The following is a 16,108-nucleotide window of genomic DNA, read 5'->3' as shown; positions in this document are numbered from 1 at the left end:
ACGGCTGACCAGCCGCTTATGCGGCCGGCTTCGCCTGACGGCGCCAACTATAGCCCTTGCCGGCGTCGGCGTCACGCACCGCCGGCTGATAATGATGGGGAATGGCGGGAAGACGGTTTTCGGAAAGCCGCTTCAGCGCCGTGGCGTTGGTGACGGAAAAGCTGTCGATGCCGACGCGCAGCATCAGCGGCACCTGATCGATCAGCACGTCGCCGACGGCACGCAGCTCATTGATGTAGCCGAGGCGCTGGCGGAGCAGCGAGGCATGGCTGAAGGCGCGGCCGTCGTTGAAAGCCGGAAAGGCGACAGCGACAATTTCGAGGCGATCGAGATAGGGCTCCAGCCGGCGCACGTCGTCGGCCGGCTTGATCAGCACGCCGAGGCCGACATCGTTGCTTTCGTCGGCCCTGGCGATCAATTCGTCGAGACCGAGCAGCGGCTTCTGCTCCTCGGTCGCCTTCACCTCGTCGGTTTCGATCACCCAGGGATCGTTTTCGACAAAACCGGTTTCTCTCCAGATCTTCGTCATCATCCCCTCCTTATGCCGCTTCGGCGGCCGAGCCGTAGAGCGCGGTCTTGAAAGGCTGCGGTCCGACGCGGCGATAGGCGGCGAGGAAGTTCTCGGAATGATCGAGGCGCAGGCCGAGATAGGTGTCGACGATCGTCTCGATCGCGTCCGTCACCCGGTCCGGCTCGAAGCCGCGGCCGATGATTTCGCCGATCGAGGTATGTTCGTCGCCGGAGCCGCCGAGGGTGATCTGGTAGAGTTCGGCGCCCTTCTTCTCGACACCAAGCAGGCCGATATGGCCGACATGGTGATGGCCGCAGGCATTGATGCAGCCGGAGATCTTGATCTTCAGCTCACCGATCTCGGCCTGGCGTTCGGCATCGCCGAAGCGGCGGGAGATTTCCTGCGCCAGCGGAATGGAGCGCGCATTGGCGAGCGCACAGTAGTCCAGCCCAGGACAGGCAATGATATCGGTGATCAGGCCGGCATTGGCTTCGCCAAGATTGATGGCGACGAGGCCGCGATAGACGGCTTCGAGATCGGCAAGCGCCACATGCGGCAGGATGAGGTTCTGCTCATGGCTGACGCGGATTTCGTCGAAGGCATATTCCTCGGCAAGATCGGCGATCGCATCCATCTGCGCATCCGAGGCATCGCCCGGAATGCCGCCGATCGGCTTCAGCGAGATCGTCACCATGCCGTAATCGGGGTTCTTGTGCGGCTGCACGTTCTGCTGGACCCAGCGGGAGAAACCGGAATCGGCCTTCTTCCAGCGGGCGAGGTTTTCCCAGCCTTCGGCGCGCTGGGGCAGCTCAGGCGGCGCGAAATAGGCAGCGATCGACTGGACGTCCTTTTCCGGCAGCTTGAGCTCGGTATCCTTCAGAGCGGCGAATTCGGCTTCCACCTGGCGCGTCAGCTCCTCGGTGCCGGTTTCGTGCACCAGGATCTTGATGCGGGCCTTGTATTTGTTGTCGCGGCGGCCGTGCAGATTGTACACGCGCACGATGGCCGTGGTGTAGGAGAGCAAGTCTTCTTCAGGCAGGAAGTCGCGGATCAGCTTGGCGATCATCGGCGTACGGCCCTGGCCGCCGCCGACATAGACGGCAAAGCCGATCTCGCCCTTGTCGTTCGTCTTCACGTGCAGGCCGATATCATGGACCTGGATTGCGGCGCGGTCACGCTCGGCGCCGGTGACGGCGATCTTGAACTTGCGCGGCAGGAAGGAGAATTCCGGGTGGACCGACGACCACTGGCGCAGGATTTCAGCGTAAGGACGCGGATCGGCGATCTCATCGGCGGCAGCACCGGCGAAGTGATCGGCGGTGACGTTTCTGATGCAGTTGCCCGAGGTCTGCAGGGCATGCATTTCGACGCTCGCGAGGTCTGCCAGCGCATCTGGAATATCCGACAGCTTCGGCCAGTTGAACTGCAGGTTCTGGCGCGTGGTGAAGTGGCCATAGCCGCGGTCATAGGTCCGGGCGATATGGGCGAGCATGCGCAGCTGGCGCGAGCTCAGCGTGCCATAGGGAATGGCGATGCGCAGCATGTAGGCGTGGAGCTGCAGGTAGACGCCGTTCATCAGGCGCAGCGGCTTGAACGCGTCCTCGGCGAGCTCGCCGGAAAGGCGGCGCTGGACCTGATCGCGAAACTGCTCGACGCGCTCGGTAACAAAGGCATGGTCAAATTCGTCGTAACGGTACATCGTCTTCCTCAGACTGCAATGAATTCGGGATCGGCAGGAGCGTAGCCCGGGGCATATTCCATGGTCGGGCCCTGTGCGCGGATGCGCTCACGAAGGCGAAGCGGCCAGAGAATGCCGTTGGTTTCCTGAACGTCGACGACGGCGACGTCAACGACCTCGTTGTCGGCATAGGATTTCTTGCCGACCGCCTCCAGCGCCGCAACGGCCTCGGCATGACGGGCAACGAGCGCCTCCTGCAACGAGGTGGACCACTTGCCGTTCGCATCCAGCCAGACGGCAATGCCGTCCGTCAGCCGGTTGGCGGTCAGAACCTTGTCACCCATATTCAGCTCCTTGCAAGTTCCTCGAGCCGGGCGTTTGCGCGCACCAGTGGCTCGGACAGTTCGAAATTGGCGCCGGCGACCGCATCGCCGATGATGACCATAACAGGCCCTGTCAACTCGTCGCGGTGCTGCAGATCGGGCAGATCGGCGAGCGTGCCATGCAGCAGGCGGCGATCTGCGCGGCTGGCATTTTCGATGACGGCAACGGTGGTTTCGGCGGGGATGCCCGCCTGCATCAGCCGCTCGGCGACGGAGGCGGCAACCGTGCGGCCCATATAGACGGCGATCGTCGCGCCGGAAACGGCAAGGCTTGCCCAATCGGGCAGCACGTCGCCTGTGAGATCATGGCCGGTGGTGAAGACCAGCGAGGAGGCGACGCCGCGCAGCGTCAGCGGCAGCTCGAAATCGGCAGCGGCGGCGAAAGCCGAGGTGATGCCAGGCACGACCTCATAGGTGATACCGGCAGCACGCAGTGCGGCCATCTCTTCCCCTGCCCGGCCGTAGACCAGCGGATCGCCGGATTTCAGACGGACGACACGCTTGCCCTGGCGGCCGAGCTCGACCAGCAGGTCGTTGATTTCTTCCTGGGACTTCGAGTGGCAGCCCTTGCGCTTGCCGACAGAAAGCCGCTCGGCATCGCGGCGGCCCATATCGACGATCGCCTGCGGCACCAGCGCGTCATAGACGATGACGTCGGCTTCCATCATCACGCGCTGAGCGCGCAGCGTCAGCAGATCCTCGGCACCCGGACCGGCGCCGACCAGCCAGACGTGGCCGGCGACCTTGTCCATCGCGTGCAGCAGCCGGTCGGCGGCATGGCGGGCCTGCGGCAGGTTGCCGTTGGCGACCGCATCGGCAACGGCACCGGAAAAGAAGCGGCGCCAGAAGACCCGGCGGGAGACGCCTCTGGGAATCAGTTGTTCGACAGCCTTGCGGTAGCTCGTCGCCAGCCCGGCAAGGCGGCCGAGCGAGGGCGAAAGAAGCTGGTCGATCTGCGCGCGGATCATCTGCGCCAGAACCGGCCCTGCCCCTTCGGTGCCGATCGCAACGGCGACGGGCGCGCGGTTGACCAGCGCCGGCGTGAAGAAATCGCAGTAATCGGGCTGATCGACGGCATTGGCCGGAATTCTGGCAGCGCGGGCGGCATCGACGATGCTGCGGTCATCAGCTTCATTGCCGGTTGCGGCGAAAACGAGCGCTGAACCCTCGGCCTGTTCGGCTGAGAAGGCAGCGCGCACGGTCTCGATCCGGTTGGCGATCAGGAAAGCGTGGTAATCGGCTTCCGGCCGGTCGGCATAGGCGACAATCCGCGCCTTTGTGTTCAGCAGCAGCCGCACCTTGGCGAACGCTTCGTCACCATTGCCGAAGACAGCCGTCTTCTGGCCTTCCACGCGGAAGAAGGCGGGAAATACCGAAAGCTGTTCAGTCTTGGAAGGCATCATCAATCCACTTCGAGGTTGCCGGAATATGCCCTTGATCGACAAGGGATTGAAGGAACAGAAATTCGAAAGCCCAAGCAAGCAGGTATTCTTTTGCTCGTGCTGTCAGTGATTTGAGAAAAGTCACCCGTGCGGCCAAAAAGCCGCATATTCCCCAGCCCGCTTGCTGCGGTGCAGTATAAAGCCTGTGACAAAAGACGTCCACCGGTGCTTGACGCATTTCACTCGCGCCGCCAAGGCGATAGACTGAGGAAAACTGGAGTGTCCTCATGCCTGATAAGACCATTGCCTCCCGCCTGCTTCAGGTCATGGAAGACGATATCCTGCCGCTGACGGAGCGTGGCGTTTCGCTTGGCAACAAGGTGTTCGGTGCGGCGATCTTAAGGAAATCCGATCTTTCGCTCGTCGTCGCCGAGACCAATAACGAGCTGGAAAATCCGCTCTGGCACGGCGAAGTGCATACGCTGAAGCGTTTCTACGAGCTTGGCGACAAGCCGCCGACCAAGGATCTGATCTTCCTGTCGACGCACGAACCCTGCACCATGTGCATGTCGGCGATCACCTGGGCCGGCTTCGACAATTTCTACTATTTTTTCAGCCATGAGGATTCGCGCGACGCCTTCGCCATTCCGCACGACCTGAAGATCCTGAAGGAGGTCTTCGGGCTTGAACCCGGCGGCTACCGCAGGCAAAACGCCTTCTGGAACAGCTTTGCCATCGCCGATCTTGTCGAGACCGAAGAGGCTCAGCTGAAGACCGCGCTGAAGACGCAGACCGCCGGCATCAAGGCGCGCTACGACGCGCTGTCGTCCAGCTACCAATCGTCGAAGAGCGCCAACGATATTCCCCTGAATTGAGGGCCGCTGAACTGGCCCACCGAACTGAAGCCCGCTGAACCGAGGCAACATGGAACCTTCCAAAGACATTTCGCGGCTGATCGAGATCATGGCGGCGCTGCGCCATCCCGAAACCGGCTGCCCCTGGGACATCGTGCAGAACTTCGAGACGATCAAGCCCTATACGATCGAGGAGGCCTATGAGGTCTCCGATGCGATCGAGCGCGGCGATATGGACGATCTCTGCGACGAGCTGGGCGACCTGCTGCTGCAGGTGGTCTTTCACGCCCGCATGGCCGAGGAGGCCGGCGAATTTTCCTTCGGCGACGTGGTCAACGCCATCACCGCCAAGATGATCCGCCGCCACCCGCACGTCTTTGCCCGCTCGGCGGCGGATACACCGGACGCGGTGAAGATACAATGGGACGAGATCAAGCAGGCGGAGAAACGCGAGCGCGCCGAGCGGCGGTCACGGCGCGGCATCACCGAGGACTTCAACAGCGGCTTCCTCGGCTCCGTGCAGCGCAGCTTCCCGGCCTTGACGGAAGCCCTGAAGCTGCAGGAACGCGCAGCCAAGGTCGGCTTCGATTGGTCAGCGCCGGAGCCGATCCTCGACAAGATCGAGGAGGAGATCGGCGAATTGCGGGCAGCCCTTCGCGAAGGCGATCAGGCAAAGGTCAGCGACGAACTCGGCGACCTGATCTTCGCGGTCGTTAATATCGGCCGGCATGTCAAGGCGGATCCGGAACAGGCAGTGCGCGGTACGAATACGAAATTCCGTCGTCGGTTCAGCCATATAGAACAGGTTCTTGAAGCAGAAGGCGAGACGCTGAAAGACGCGACGCTGGAGCGGATGGAGGAAATCTGGCAGGCGGCGAAGGCGATCGAGCGGGCTGTGACGTCGGGGGCTGAGTGAGTTATCGCCTGTCCGGTTCGTGCAGATGGCTGCCCCTCACCCTAACCCTCTCCCCGTAAACGGGTAGAGGGGACGTGCCATACCAGAAATGCGCGGGAGCCGAGACATTGCGGCTTGTCCCTTCGCCCCGTTTACGGGGAGAAGGTGGCGGCAGCCGGATGAGGGGCTGGTCTCGCCGACCTTACCGCTCCCAATCTTCCTTTGAAGACTTCTGGCCATTGCCGATGCGGCGCTCGAGTTCGGTCGCCTCGGTTTCGGACAGGCGCAGATCGAGGGTGATCGTGCCGTCTTCATTGTCCTCACGGCCGTCGACGATCGCGTGATCGTAAAGCCAGGGCAGCAGCGCCAGCTTGTCGACCGGAAGGCGGATCGTCGCCACGGTCATTACGCCGGACAGCCTGCGGCTGATCTCTTCCATCAGCGTATCGACGCCCTCGCCGCTGACGGCGGAAACCGCCACCACGTTGCTGGCGCCGGCCGATTTCTGCACCATGGTGTCGTGCACCTCGGGCTCCAGCCGGTCGATCTTGTTCCAGACCTCGATCAGACGCTTTTCGGCTTCGGCCTCGTCGATGCCGAGATCGTTCAGGATGCGCATCACGTCGGAGCTCTGCGCCTGGTTGTCGGCATCGGACATATCGCGGACATGCAGGATGAGATCGGCTTCCAGCACCTCTTCCAGCGTCGCCCGGAAGGCGGCGACCAGATGGGTCGGCAGGTCGGAGATGAAGCCGACGGTGTCGGACAGGATGACGGTGCGGCCGTGCGGCAGTTTCATGCGCCGAAGCGTCGGGTCGAGCGTGGCAAAGAGCATGTCTTCAGCCAGCACGCCGGCGCCGGTGATACGGTTGAACAGCGTCGACTTGCCGGCATTGGTGTAGCCGACCAGCGCCACGATCGGATGCGGCACCTTGCGGCGCTTGGCGCGGTGGAGCTGGCGGGTGCGCACGACCTGCTCCAGCTCGCGTTCAAGCTTGATGATGCGGTCCTGCAGCATCCGCCGGTCGGCTTCGATCTGGGTTTCGCCGGGGCCGCCCATGAAGCCGCCGCCGCCGCGCTGGCGTTCAAGGTGGGTCCAGCTTCGCACCAGACGGCCCTTCTGATAATTCAGATGGGCGAGATCGACCTGCAGCGTGCCTTCCTTGGTGGAGGCGCGGCGGCCGAAGATTTCGAGGATGAGGCCCGTCCGGTCGATGACCTTGGCGTTCCATACCTTTTCGAGGTTGCGCTGCTGCACCGGCGTCAACGGATGATCGACGATGACGAGCCCGGAATCGCGCTCGTCGAGCAGCGCCTTGATCTCCTCGATCTTGCCGGTGCCGAGCAGTGTGGCCGGTCTCGGATCGTTGACCGGGACGATAGAGCCGTTGACGACATCGAGGTCGATCGCCTGGGCAAGGCCCGTCGCCTCTTCGAGCCGGCTTTCCGGTGTGCGGGTCGAGGCCGATTCGCCCTGGCCGCCGCGACTGCGCGATTTCAGAACCGGCACGACGACAGTCGCGCGCATGTCGTCCCTGTGCTTGGCGGCCTCAGGGATGATCGAATCGTTCTTGGTATCGCGTGTCGAAATGACGGCTGATCCTGTTAGGACGCTGCTTCTTCGCTCTCGAACATCTGCATGGGCTGGCCCGGCATGATCGTCGAGATCGCATGCTTATACACGAGCTGCGAATGGCCGTCACGGCGAAGAAGAACACAGAAATTGTCAAAAGACGTAACAACGCCCGTGAGTTTCACGCCGTTGATCAGAAAGATTGTCAGGGAAATCTTTTGCTTGCGAACAGTATTGAGAAATAAGTCCTGAAGATTCTGAGAACGTTCCGCCATCGCGCCGCTTCTTTCTTTATTGCCGACCTGATCTGGCCGGTAGAATATCAATCAACCTCACCATGCAAAGACCGGTGGCATCCTCATTCCACCTGTCCAGCAAATCTTGGTATCAAATCGCAATCTTTTCCGCAACGTCGAAAAAGGCCTCGCGGACTTTCTGCGAAACGCTGCCCGGATGGCCGTTGGCAATGGCCTGGCCATCGACGGAAACGACCGGAAAACAAATGCTTGTGGCTGCAGTGAGGAAGACCTCGCGGGCTGCGAGCATCTCCGAAACGGAGAAGTTCCGCTCGGCGATCGTCAACCCCAGCTTGGCTCCGACATCGATCAGAGTGGTGCGGGTAATGCCGCGCAGAATGCCGTGTTCGGCCGGGCGTGTGACCAGCGTTCCGTCCGGATCAACGATCCAGACATTGGTCGCCGCCCCTTCCTTCACCATGCCGTCGCCGTCGACATAGATCGCTTCCTGGGCGCCGGCCTCCTTGGCCTGCTGGCGGGCCATGGCATTCGGCAGCAGGCCGACGGACTTGATATCGACGCGGTCCCAGCGATTGTCGACAAGGGTGATAGCCTTGATGCCGTTGGCGTTCTTGGCGGCGATGATCCTGGCATCGGTGCTCTTGGCGGTGATCACGAGTGAGGGCGGCGTTCCCTCGGCCGGAAAGACGTGATCGCGGCGGGCGACGCCGCGTGTCACCTGCATGTAGAAAAGCCCGTTGCGGACATGGTTGCGGCGCAGCGTCTCGCGAATGACCTGCGTCAGCGCCGCCCGGCCCATCGGCCAGGCGATGCGCAACTCACTAAGCGAACGGTCGAGACGGTTCAGATGGCGCGTGAGGTCGACGATATAGCCGTGGCGCACTTCGCAGACCTCGTAGACGCCATCGGCAAACTGGTAGCCGCGATCCTCGATATGCACGCTGGCATCGGAATGCTTGACGTAACGGCCATTCACATAGGCAATTCTCGGCATGGGAAACCTGGTCTTCCGGGAAGCAATATAGGCGGCGGCGCGGGGTCGGCCGCGCCGGAAACGATCAGACGCCGAGCGACTTCAGCTTGCGGTGCAGCGCCGAACGCTCCATGCCGACGAATTCCGCGGTGCGCGAGATATTGCCGCCGAAGCGGTTGATCTGGGCGATCAGATAGTCCTTCTCGAACATCTCGCGGGCTTCGCGCAGCGGCAACGTCATGATGTGATAGTCGTTCTTGGCGGACACCTTCGGCAGCATGTCGCCGAGATCGGTCGGCAGCATGTCGGCGGTGATCGGCGCATCCGGGCCGTCGGTGCGGGCAAGGATCATCAGCCGCTCGATATTGTTGCGCAGCTGACGGATGTTGCCGGGCCAATCATGCGCCTGCAGCACGGCCATGGCGTCGTCGCCGATGCGGCGCGGACGGATGCCGGCCTGCTCGGAAATCTGGCGCATCAGCTGGTCGACAAGGAAGGGAATGTCCTCGCGCCGTTCGGCAAGTGCGGGCACACGCACCGGCACGACGGCAAGGCGATGGTAGAGATCCTCGCGGAACCAGCCCTCGGCGATGCGGCTCTCGAGATTATAGGCCGTCGAGGAGATGATGCGAACATCGACCTTGACACGCTTGGAACCGCCGACCCGCTCGAACTGCTGGTCGACCAGGACGCGGAGGATCTTGTTCTGCGTCTCGCGCGGCATTTCGCCGACTTCGTCGAGATAGAGGATGCCGCGATGGGCTTCCTCGAGCGCGCCGATCTTGCGCGCCTGGCCGGGCGTGCCCTCGGTGCCGAACAGCGCCACTTCCATGCGTTCGGGCGTGATGTTGGCGGCGTTGATCGCAACGAAGGGGCCGTTGGCGCGAGCCGACTTCTTGTGGATCATCCGCGCCACCAGCTCCTTGCCGGAGCCCGACGCGCCGAGGATCATGATGCGGCTGTTGGTCGGTGCAACCTTCTCGATCGTCTGGCGCAGCTGCGAAACGGCAACCGATGTGCCGATCAGCTCCAGCGCGTCCCCGGTGCGGCGCTTCAGATCTGAGACCTCGCGCTTCAGCTTCGAATTCTCCAGCGCGCGTTCGGCGATCAGGATCAGCCGGTCGGCCTTGAAGGGCTTTTCGATGAAATCGAAGGCGCCGCGCTTGATCGCCGAGACGGCGGTCTCGATGTTGCCATGGCCTGATATCATCACGACGGGCAATTCCGGATGGCGGGTCCTGATCTCGTCGAGCAGTGACAGACCATCGAGCTTGCTGCCCTGCATCCAGATATCGAGGAAGATCAGCCGCGGCACGCGATCGGAAATCGCCGCCAGTGCGCTGTCGCTGTCGTGGGCCGTGCGCGTCTCGTGCCCTTCATCCGAGAGAATGCCGGAAACGATCTCGCGAATATCGTGCTCATCGTCGACGACGAGAATATCAGAGGCCATAAACGCTTTCCTTGTCATTGGCTGCGGGGGCAGAAGACGTCGGATCCAGGCGTGGCAGATGCACGCGGATCATGGCTCCTCTTCCCCGGTCAAAATCGGCGGGCGCATCATGCAGCTCGAGCTGCCCGCCATGTTCCTCGATGATCTTCTTGACGATGGCGAGGCCGAGGCCGGTGCCCTTCTCGCGCATCGTCATATAGGGTTCCAGAATGCTGTGGCGGTTCTCCACCGGCAGGCCGCGGCCATTGTCGATCACGTCGACGGTGAAGCGGTCGCGGCCGGTATCGAGTGCGGCGCGGACGAGAATCTTGCGTTCGTCCCGCTCGTCGCTCGGAACGGCCTCGATCGATTCGACGGCATTCTTGATGAGATTTCCGAAGGCCTGGCCGAGCATGCGGCTGTCGAACAGGCCCTCCAGCGGCTGGTCGCCGAAATCCTGCTCGAAGGTGACGTGATGGTTGCCCATCTCACGCAGGAAGATCGCGTCGCGCAGGATATTGCGCAGGTCGCTCGGCTCCTTGGTCGGCTTCGGCATGCGGGCAAAGGCGGAGAATTCGTCGACCATGCGGCCGATATCGCCGACTTGGCGGATGATGGTATCCGTGCACTGGTCGAAGACGGTCCGGTCACCCGGGTCGATCTGCTTGCCGTAGCGGCGCTGGATGCGCTCGGCGGAAAGCTGGATCGGCGTCAGCGGGTTCTTGATCTCATGGGCGATGCGCCTTGCCACGTCGCCCCAGGCGGTCGAGCGCTGGGCGATGACGAGATCGGTGATGTCGTCGAGCGTGATCACGTAGGATTCGCTCATGTCGCGCACTTCCTCGCGGGTAACCTGCACGCTCAGCGTCCTCACCGTACCGCCGCGCACGAGGGCGATCTGCTTGCGGAAATCGCCGCGATAACGCACCGCCGCCTCGGTCAGCACGTGATCGACCTCTGGCGCGATGTCGACCAGCTGCTTTCCGAGCATCTCGTCGGCCGACAGCGACATCAGCGTTTCGGCCGAACTATTGACGATGGCGATGCGGCGGTCCTGCTCGACGCCGATGACGGCGGCGGTGACGCCCGACAGCACCGCCTCGATGAAGCGACGGCGGTCATCGACCTCGTCCTTGGCCTCGAGGATCTCGTCGCGCTGGGTGCGGATTTCCGAGATCATCTTGTTGAAGGTGCGCGAGAGATTGGCGACGTCGCCATCGACGGCATGCACCGGCACGACGATATCCATATTGCCCGATGCAACGCTGTCGGCGGCGGTGATCAGCAGGCGGATCGGCCGGACGATGCGGTCGGCGACGGCGATTGCGGTCCAGATCGCCGCCAGGAGCACGATCAGCGCGAAGCCGATATAGAGCACGGCAAAGGCGACCTGCAGCGAGAAGCGGTTGGCCTCCATCGAGCGGTATTCGGTGGCGTTCTCCTCCATCATCCGCATGGCGCCCATGACCTTGGGATCAACGGCGCGCACCGTATAGAGGAAGGTGCCCTGGATGGCGTCGAGCTTGATGATGGCGCCGACGAGATTGGTAACGCCGGGCGGGATCAGCGTCGGCTGGCCGGCGGCGGCCTTTTCCAATGCGTCCTGCGGAATGGCCGGCAGCGGCTTTTCGGTGGCGATATCGGCCTGGACGATCACCGAGCCGTCGCGCTCCACGAGGAAGGCGCCGAGCAGGCCGCGCCCCCTCGCCTGGCGGGTCATCAGGTCGGCAAAACCCGTCCTGTCGAGGCTGTAGAGCGCGCGGTTGCGCTCCAGGTCGTTGGCCATGGAGACCGTCTGCCCCTGCAGGTAGCTGGCATTCTCCATCATATAAGCCTGGCCGATATTGCGCGACGAGCTGACGATCGACTGGGTGCGCAGGGCAAACCAGCGGTCAAGACCGGCATTCAGCGTGATGCTGGCAAAGATGGCGACGAGGATCGCCGGCGTGATCGCCACGATCGAAAAGAGCACGACGATGCGGATATGCAGGCGGGCTGCCGCACGGCCGCGGGTGCGCGCCTTGAGCAGCCTTGCCACCTCGCGGCCGATCAAGGCGAGCAGCGTCAGGACAAAGAAGGAATTGACGATCACCGAGGTGATGACGACATGCGAGGTCGGGGCGATCGGCGTCAGACCGAGCAGCACGAACAACGTCGCCGTGGCGCAGAGAAGCGCGCCGCCGGCGAGCACGAGGCCGGGCACGGCAAAAAGGGCGCGGCGGTCGGTCACCGTCGTCACCGTCTCGCCCGCCGCCGCCGGCGATACCCCATCCTGCGTCATTCGGCCTCTCTTCAGGCGGCACCCGCCGCCCTCGCCATCCGATCGAAAACCAAGCAACGCCGGCTTAAAAAAGCCAGCGCCGTAACGACTCGATCGGGAGCGAATGTCCAAAACCCTTGCGTGACCTTTAAGCAACGCATTGTGGCGAAAATGCAACGCGTGTCGTCACATTGTCAAGCCGTGCTTCCCTCGGCGAGCCTTAATCTGACCCGTCGAGGGAAGTTGTTTCACCTGAAGCGCGTCGCAATCTTTCAGATCGCTCCTCGCGCTTTAGGTCTTTGTTTTTACGCATGTCGTTATCGCGCGACATGCTTTAGAAGCGACGTGGTCCTTCCGGTTTATTTCCGACGATCGTGTCGATCCGGTCCAGCACGTCAGACGTCATCTTCTCTCGGTGTGAGAGGGCTGCGAGATTGTCCTGCAGCTGGCTGGCGCGCGACGCTCCAAGAATGACGGTCGAGACGTTGCGGTTGGCGAGGCACCACAAAAGGGCGAGATGCGTGATCGATATCCCGATCTCGTCCGCCAGCTTTGCAAGCTCGCCGACTTGTTTGAGCTGGGCGCGGCCGGCATCGCTGGACCATTTTTCCTTCAGCCATTCATAGCCCGGCAGGTTCATACGGCTGTCGGCCGGCACGCCGTCATTGTATTTGCCGGTCAGGACGCCCGAGGCGAGCGGTGACCAGATCGTGGTGCCAAGGCCGATCAGGTCATACAGCGGCAGATAGTCAGACTCGACCTTCTGGCGTTCGAAGATGTTGTACTGCGGCTGCTCCATGGTCGGCGGCGTGATGCGCAGGTCGCGGGCAACGGCGTAGGCTTCCGTCAACTGCTGCGCCGACCATTCCGACGTGCCCCAATAGAGCACCTTGCCCTGGGCGACGAGATCGTGCATCGCCCGGACCGTTTCCTCGATCGGCGTGTCGATATCCGGGCGGTGGCAGAAGTAAAGGTCGAGGTAGTCGACCTGAAGCCGCTTGAGTGCTGCGTGGCAGGCGTCGGTCACATGCTTGCGCGACAGGCCGCGCTGCGTCGGCTTCTGGCCTCCCCAGAAGACCTTGCTGGAGACGACGAAGCTGTCACGACTCCAGCCGAGCCTGCTGAGCGCCTCGCCCATCACGATCTCGGATTTGCCGCTTTCATATCCTTCGGCATTGTCGAAGAAGTTCACCCCGTTGTCATAGGCAAGCTTCATGAGGTCGACGGCGTCGCCTCCATTGACCTGCTTGCCGAACGTCACCCATGAGCCGAAGGAGAACTCGCTCACTTTCAGGCCCGACTTTCCCAAACGTCGATATTCCATCATGCAACTCCCGCAAATTATGAATATGTACCGGCCTGTCACCGGGGTCGGCGTCGCCCGATTGATCGACGACCGATTCGCGTAATCTATGGCATGCGCAACGATATGCGAGGCTCAGCCCGCCAAGTTCACCGGCATAGAACAAGATGTCGCAGTTCCCGTCAGCCCCCGACCGTAAAGAAAATGGGCGCTCCACGACATCAGTCGGAGCGCCCGTGGCATGCGATCGACGACGTTTGCGGCGGAGGTCGACGGCAGCAACGGCAGAATGATGAGATTCGGAACGGATAGGCAACATGCGATTGGAATCTGCGACATTATCGACCGCTGATTGATCCTGTCGTCCACCGGATATCCACAGCTTATCCACAGGCACGGCGACGACGACCGCAGCAACTTCAATGACATTCGCCTGGCGTCAAATCACTCCTCACAAATGCTTATGTGACTGTTGAATGACACCGCATTTTTGTTTGTCTGCTTGGATATAAACCGCGACTTCGCTCAGATAGGCTCACCTCTCCTCCCGACCGTGGCGGCGGACGCCGGGAGGGGTGGGCGGTGGGCAACATGAGGGCCCGCCGCCTTCTTTTTTATCGCGCCCCCCGAACACGCTCAGGCGGTGCGGGAACTCCTGTAGACCGAGACGCCAAGTTCCCTGATCTTCTTGCGCAAGGTGTTGCGGTTGAGACCGAGAAGATCGGCCGCCTTGATCTGGTTCTTAACGGCCGTACGTCATCCGCTCGCGCCTCGACAAAAGCTGGTTCAATGCGGCCGGAGGCAGAAAAGCCCTCCATCCGCATTGACGTGCCGCGCCACGCGACGTGCAACTTGGCTTACTGTGCGTGTTGCTTGCGCATGGCCTCGGCGATTTGTGCCTTGACTGCGTCTATTCCGAAGCTTGCGCCCTTCTGCATCGGCGGAAATTCAATGGCAGTCTTCGCCAGCTCTTCAACTTTTTGCTGAACGAGGACGAAACGCCAGAATTCGAACTTGTACCATTCAAAGTATTCTTGTGAACCAACGTTACCCTTGAAAAAGGCCGTACGCTCGAACGGATCAAGGCGCAGGTTTACAACGGTCGGCACGTCCAATTTCACCGTGCTGCCTATCCAACCGTCCGGCTGCTCCATGAACGTGTATTTATAGTCATCAATCCGGGCCGCCCCGAGCACGCTTTCGGCGAAATACCAGATTTCATGACGGTTCGACGGGCCAGTTCCGGTGATCATGCTGGTCTGATCATAGCCGTCCAGGTGAACCTTGTAGGTCTGGCCATTGAGTTCCTTCCCCGCTTTCAACTCGACGGCGATATTGGTGCTTCCAGCGGCGGCCGCAAGGGTGGGGAACCAGTCGAGGCCGGACATCAGCCCATTGCAAATCGAACCGGTAGGAACGTGCCCCGGCCAGCGGACCATTGCGGGGGCGCGGAAGCCGCCTTCGTATGTCGTGCCTTTTCCGCCGAAAAATGGTGTCTGACCACCATCCGGCCAGGTGAAGTTTTCGGTGCCATTGTCAGTCGTGAACACGACGATCGTATTCTCATCGTCGCCCATTTCTTTCAGTTTCTGCATGGTATCGCCAACAATGTCGTCAAGCTGCGCCATCCCTGCTTCATGGATGGTCCAACCATTCGCGGAATTACGCATCTTCTCGTACTTTTCCGATAGATGAGTAACAATGTGCATCCGTGTCGGGTTGAGCCAAAGGAAGAACGGCTTGCCATCGGCCTTGGCCCTGTCGATAAACTTGAAGGAAAGATCGCGAATCTCGTCGTCGACCGTCTTCATCCTTTCCGGATAGAGCGTGCCAGCATCTTCAATCTTTTGTTTGCCGACCTTGCCCCATCGCGGCATTTCCGTGGGGTCATCGGTTTCCGTGGCCCAGGAATGGACCATGTTGCGCGGGCCGACTACGTTCAGCAGTTCCTGCGGATAGCCCGGATGCGCGGGGTCTTCCATCGCATCAAGATGATAAAGATAGCCGAAAAACTCATCGAAGCCATGAACCGTTGGCAGAAACTCGTTGAGATCGCCAAGATGGTTCTTGCCGAACTGTCCCGTGGCGTAGCCCAGAGACCTCAGCACGGTGGCAATGGTTGGCGCCGCAGCAGGAAGGCCGATGGGCGAGCCTGCCTGGCCAACCGTGGTCATGCCAGTTCGAACCGGAAGCTCGCCGGTGATGAAGTTCGCTCGCCCTGCGGTGCAGCTCGCCTCGGCGTAGTAGTCGGTAAAGAGCATCCCCTCTGCCGCAAGCCTGTCGAGATGTGGGGTACGACCGGCCATCATGCCGCGATTGTAAGCGCCGATATTCCAGATGCCGACATCATCGGCCATGATGACTACTATGTTGGGTTTTTTGCCCGTGGCTTGAGCCATTGCATTCCGGCTCATGGTGGTGCTCGCAGCCGTGCCAATCGCCGACATGGCGAGCAAAGATCCGCCGGTTAGCAAGATATCCCGCCTCGTTGGAGTCGCGTTCTCTGTCATGCCCATTTCTCCCTTTTTTGGTCAGGCGAAGCAAAGCTCAACACTGCAACGGATGCTGAATACGGTCCGACCGAGGTTCTCGAATGCTCTTGAGATAGCC

Annotated in this window: 14 protein-coding genes and 1 pseudogene; 2 read left to right on the top strand and 13 right to left on the bottom strand. The window is 61.6% G+C overall.

What is annotated here, in order from left to right:
- Positions 1-16: 16 nt before the first annotated feature.
- From HX899_RS28545 to HX899_RS28525, 5 genes are read right to left on the bottom strand one after another with little or no spacing between them, the layout of a single operon-like run.
- Positions 17-529: a DUF934 domain-containing protein gene (locus HX899_RS28545; RefSeq protein ID WP_138329556.1), complete on the bottom strand. Its 513-nt coding sequence runs from the start codon at positions 527-529 to the stop codon at positions 17-19.
- Positions 530-539: 10 nt separating this feature from the next.
- Complete coding sequence (locus tag HX899_RS28540) at positions 540-2,210, bottom strand: nitrite/sulfite reductase (RefSeq protein WP_181293948.1); 1,671 nt, start codon at positions 2,208-2,210, stop codon at positions 540-542.
- An 8-nt stretch (positions 2,211-2,218) separates the two neighbouring features.
- On the bottom strand, positions 2,219-2,533 hold the full coding sequence (locus tag HX899_RS28535) for a DUF2849 domain-containing protein (RefSeq protein ID WP_181293947.1): 315 nt from the start codon (positions 2,531-2,533) through the stop codon (positions 2,219-2,221).
- 2 nt (positions 2,534-2,535) lie between these two features.
- On the bottom strand, positions 2,536-3,972 hold the full coding sequence (gene cysG, locus HX899_RS28530; protein ID WP_138329560.1) for a siroheme synthase CysG: 1,437 nt from the start codon (positions 3,970-3,972) through the stop codon (positions 2,536-2,538).
- Positions 3,956-4,192, bottom strand: coding sequence for a hypothetical protein (locus HX899_RS28525; RefSeq protein WP_181293946.1), 237 nt, complete (start codon positions 4,190-4,192; stop codon positions 3,956-3,958). Before HX899_RS28525 ends, cysG begins: the two co-directional genes overlap by 17 nt.
- A gap of 49 nt (positions 4,193-4,241) precedes the next feature.
- Here HX899_RS28525 and HX899_RS28520 point away from each other — a divergent pair, with 49 nt between their 5' ends.
- Together HX899_RS28520 and mazG are read left to right on the top strand one after the other, a co-directional pair.
- Entirely contained in the window at positions 4,242-4,829 is a 588-nt protein-coding gene (locus HX899_RS28520; protein ID WP_138329564.1) for a deaminase, read from the top strand.
- Between the two features lie 49 nt (positions 4,830-4,878).
- Positions 4,879-5,724 (top strand): nucleoside triphosphate pyrophosphohydrolase, encoded by an 846-nt coding sequence (gene mazG / locus HX899_RS28515; RefSeq protein WP_171598829.1) that lies wholly within the window; start codon positions 4,879-4,881, stop codon positions 5,722-5,724.
- A 181-nt stretch (positions 5,725-5,905) separates the two neighbouring features.
- On the opposite strand, the gene hflX is transcribed toward mazG, so the two are convergent.
- The 8 genes and pseudogenes from hflX to HX899_RS28475 form a co-directional block, all read right to left on the bottom strand.
- Positions 5,906-7,231, bottom strand: coding sequence for a GTPase HflX (hflX, locus tag HX899_RS28510; protein WP_012757348.1), 1,326 nt, complete (start codon positions 7,229-7,231; stop codon positions 5,906-5,908).
- Between the two features lie 77 nt (positions 7,232-7,308).
- Complete coding sequence (gene hfq, locus HX899_RS28505; protein ID WP_003539403.1) at positions 7,309-7,551, bottom strand: RNA chaperone Hfq; 243 nt, start codon at positions 7,549-7,551, stop codon at positions 7,309-7,311.
- A gap of 112 nt (positions 7,552-7,663) precedes the next feature.
- Complete coding sequence (locus HX899_RS28500; protein WP_138329568.1) at positions 7,664-8,527, bottom strand: D-amino-acid transaminase; 864 nt, start codon at positions 8,525-8,527, stop codon at positions 7,664-7,666.
- A 64-nt stretch (positions 8,528-8,591) separates the two neighbouring features.
- On the bottom strand, positions 8,592-9,956 hold the full coding sequence (locus tag HX899_RS28495; RefSeq protein WP_003559163.1) for a sigma-54 dependent transcriptional regulator: 1,365 nt from the start codon (positions 9,954-9,956) through the stop codon (positions 8,592-8,594).
- Entirely contained in the window at positions 9,946-12,216 is a 2,271-nt protein-coding gene (locus tag HX899_RS28490) for a PAS domain-containing sensor histidine kinase (protein WP_138329570.1), read from the bottom strand. Before HX899_RS28490 ends, HX899_RS28495 begins: the two co-directional genes overlap by 11 nt.
- 313 nt (positions 12,217-12,529) lie before the next feature.
- Entirely contained in the window at positions 12,530-13,519 is a 990-nt protein-coding gene (locus HX899_RS28485; protein ID WP_138389253.1) for an aldo/keto reductase, read from the bottom strand.
- 615 nt (positions 13,520-14,134) lie between these two features.
- Positions 14,135-14,239 (bottom strand): annotated as a pseudogene (locus HX899_RS35700) (helix-turn-helix domain-containing protein); the annotation flags it as partial.
- 116 nt (positions 14,240-14,355) lie between these two features.
- On the bottom strand, positions 14,356-16,014 hold the full coding sequence (locus HX899_RS28475) for an arylsulfatase (protein ID WP_138329573.1): 1,659 nt from the start codon (positions 16,012-16,014) through the stop codon (positions 14,356-14,358).
- Positions 16,015-16,108 lie beyond the last annotated feature (94 nt).

The organism is Rhizobium sp. WYCCWR 11146, from assembly GCF_013591995.1.
Lineage (GTDB): Bacteria > Pseudomonadota > Alphaproteobacteria > Rhizobiales > Rhizobiaceae > Rhizobium > Rhizobium indicum.
This window is presented reverse-complemented; position numbering and strand designations above follow the sequence as displayed.

Bases quoted from the DNA above. Each gene is read 5' to 3' on its own strand.
- mazG (WP_171598829.1), top strand. From the start codon at position 4,879: ATGGAACCTTCCAAAGACATTTCGCGGCTGATCGAGATCATGGCGGCG.
- hfq (WP_003539403.1), bottom strand. From the start codon at position 7,551: ATGGCGGAACGTTCTCAGAATCTTCAGGACTTATTTCTCAATACTGTT.
- hflX (WP_012757348.1), bottom strand. From the start codon at position 7,231: ATGCGCGCGACTGTCGTCGTGCCGGTTCTGAAATCGCGCAGTCGCGGC.
- HX899_RS28520 (WP_138329564.1), top strand. From the start codon at position 4,242: ATGCCTGATAAGACCATTGCCTCCCGCCTGCTTCAGGTCATGGAAGAC.
- HX899_RS28535 (WP_181293947.1), bottom strand. From the start codon at position 2,533: ATGGGTGACAAGGTTCTGACCGCCAACCGGCTGACGGACGGCATTGCC.
- HX899_RS28475 (WP_138329573.1), bottom strand. From the start codon at position 16,014: ATGGGCATGACAGAGAACGCGACTCCAACGAGGCGGGATATCTTGCTA.
- HX899_RS28500 (WP_138329568.1), bottom strand. From the start codon at position 8,527: ATGCCGAGAATTGCCTATGTGAATGGCCGTTACGTCAAGCATTCCGAT.
- HX899_RS28525 (WP_181293946.1), bottom strand. From the start codon at position 4,192: ATGCGTCAAGCACCGGTGGACGTCTTTTGTCACAGGCTTTATACTGCA.
- HX899_RS28545 (WP_138329556.1), bottom strand. From the start codon at position 529: ATGACGAAGATCTGGAGAGAAACCGGTTTTGTCGAAAACGATCCCTGG.
- HX899_RS28495 (WP_003559163.1), bottom strand. From the start codon at position 9,956: ATGGCCTCTGATATTCTCGTCGTCGACGATGAGCACGATATTCGCGAG.
- cysG (WP_138329560.1), bottom strand. From the start codon at position 3,972: ATGCCTTCCAAGACTGAACAGCTTTCGGTATTTCCCGCCTTCTTCCGC.
- HX899_RS28485 (WP_138389253.1), bottom strand. From the start codon at position 13,519: ATGGAATATCGACGTTTGGGAAAGTCGGGCCTGAAAGTGAGCGAGTTC.
- HX899_RS28490 (WP_138329570.1), bottom strand. From the start codon at position 12,216: ATGACGCAGGATGGGGTATCGCCGGCGGCGGCGGGCGAGACGGTGACG.
- HX899_RS28540 (WP_181293948.1), bottom strand. From the start codon at position 2,210: ATGTACCGTTACGACGAATTTGACCATGCCTTTGTTACCGAGCGCGTC.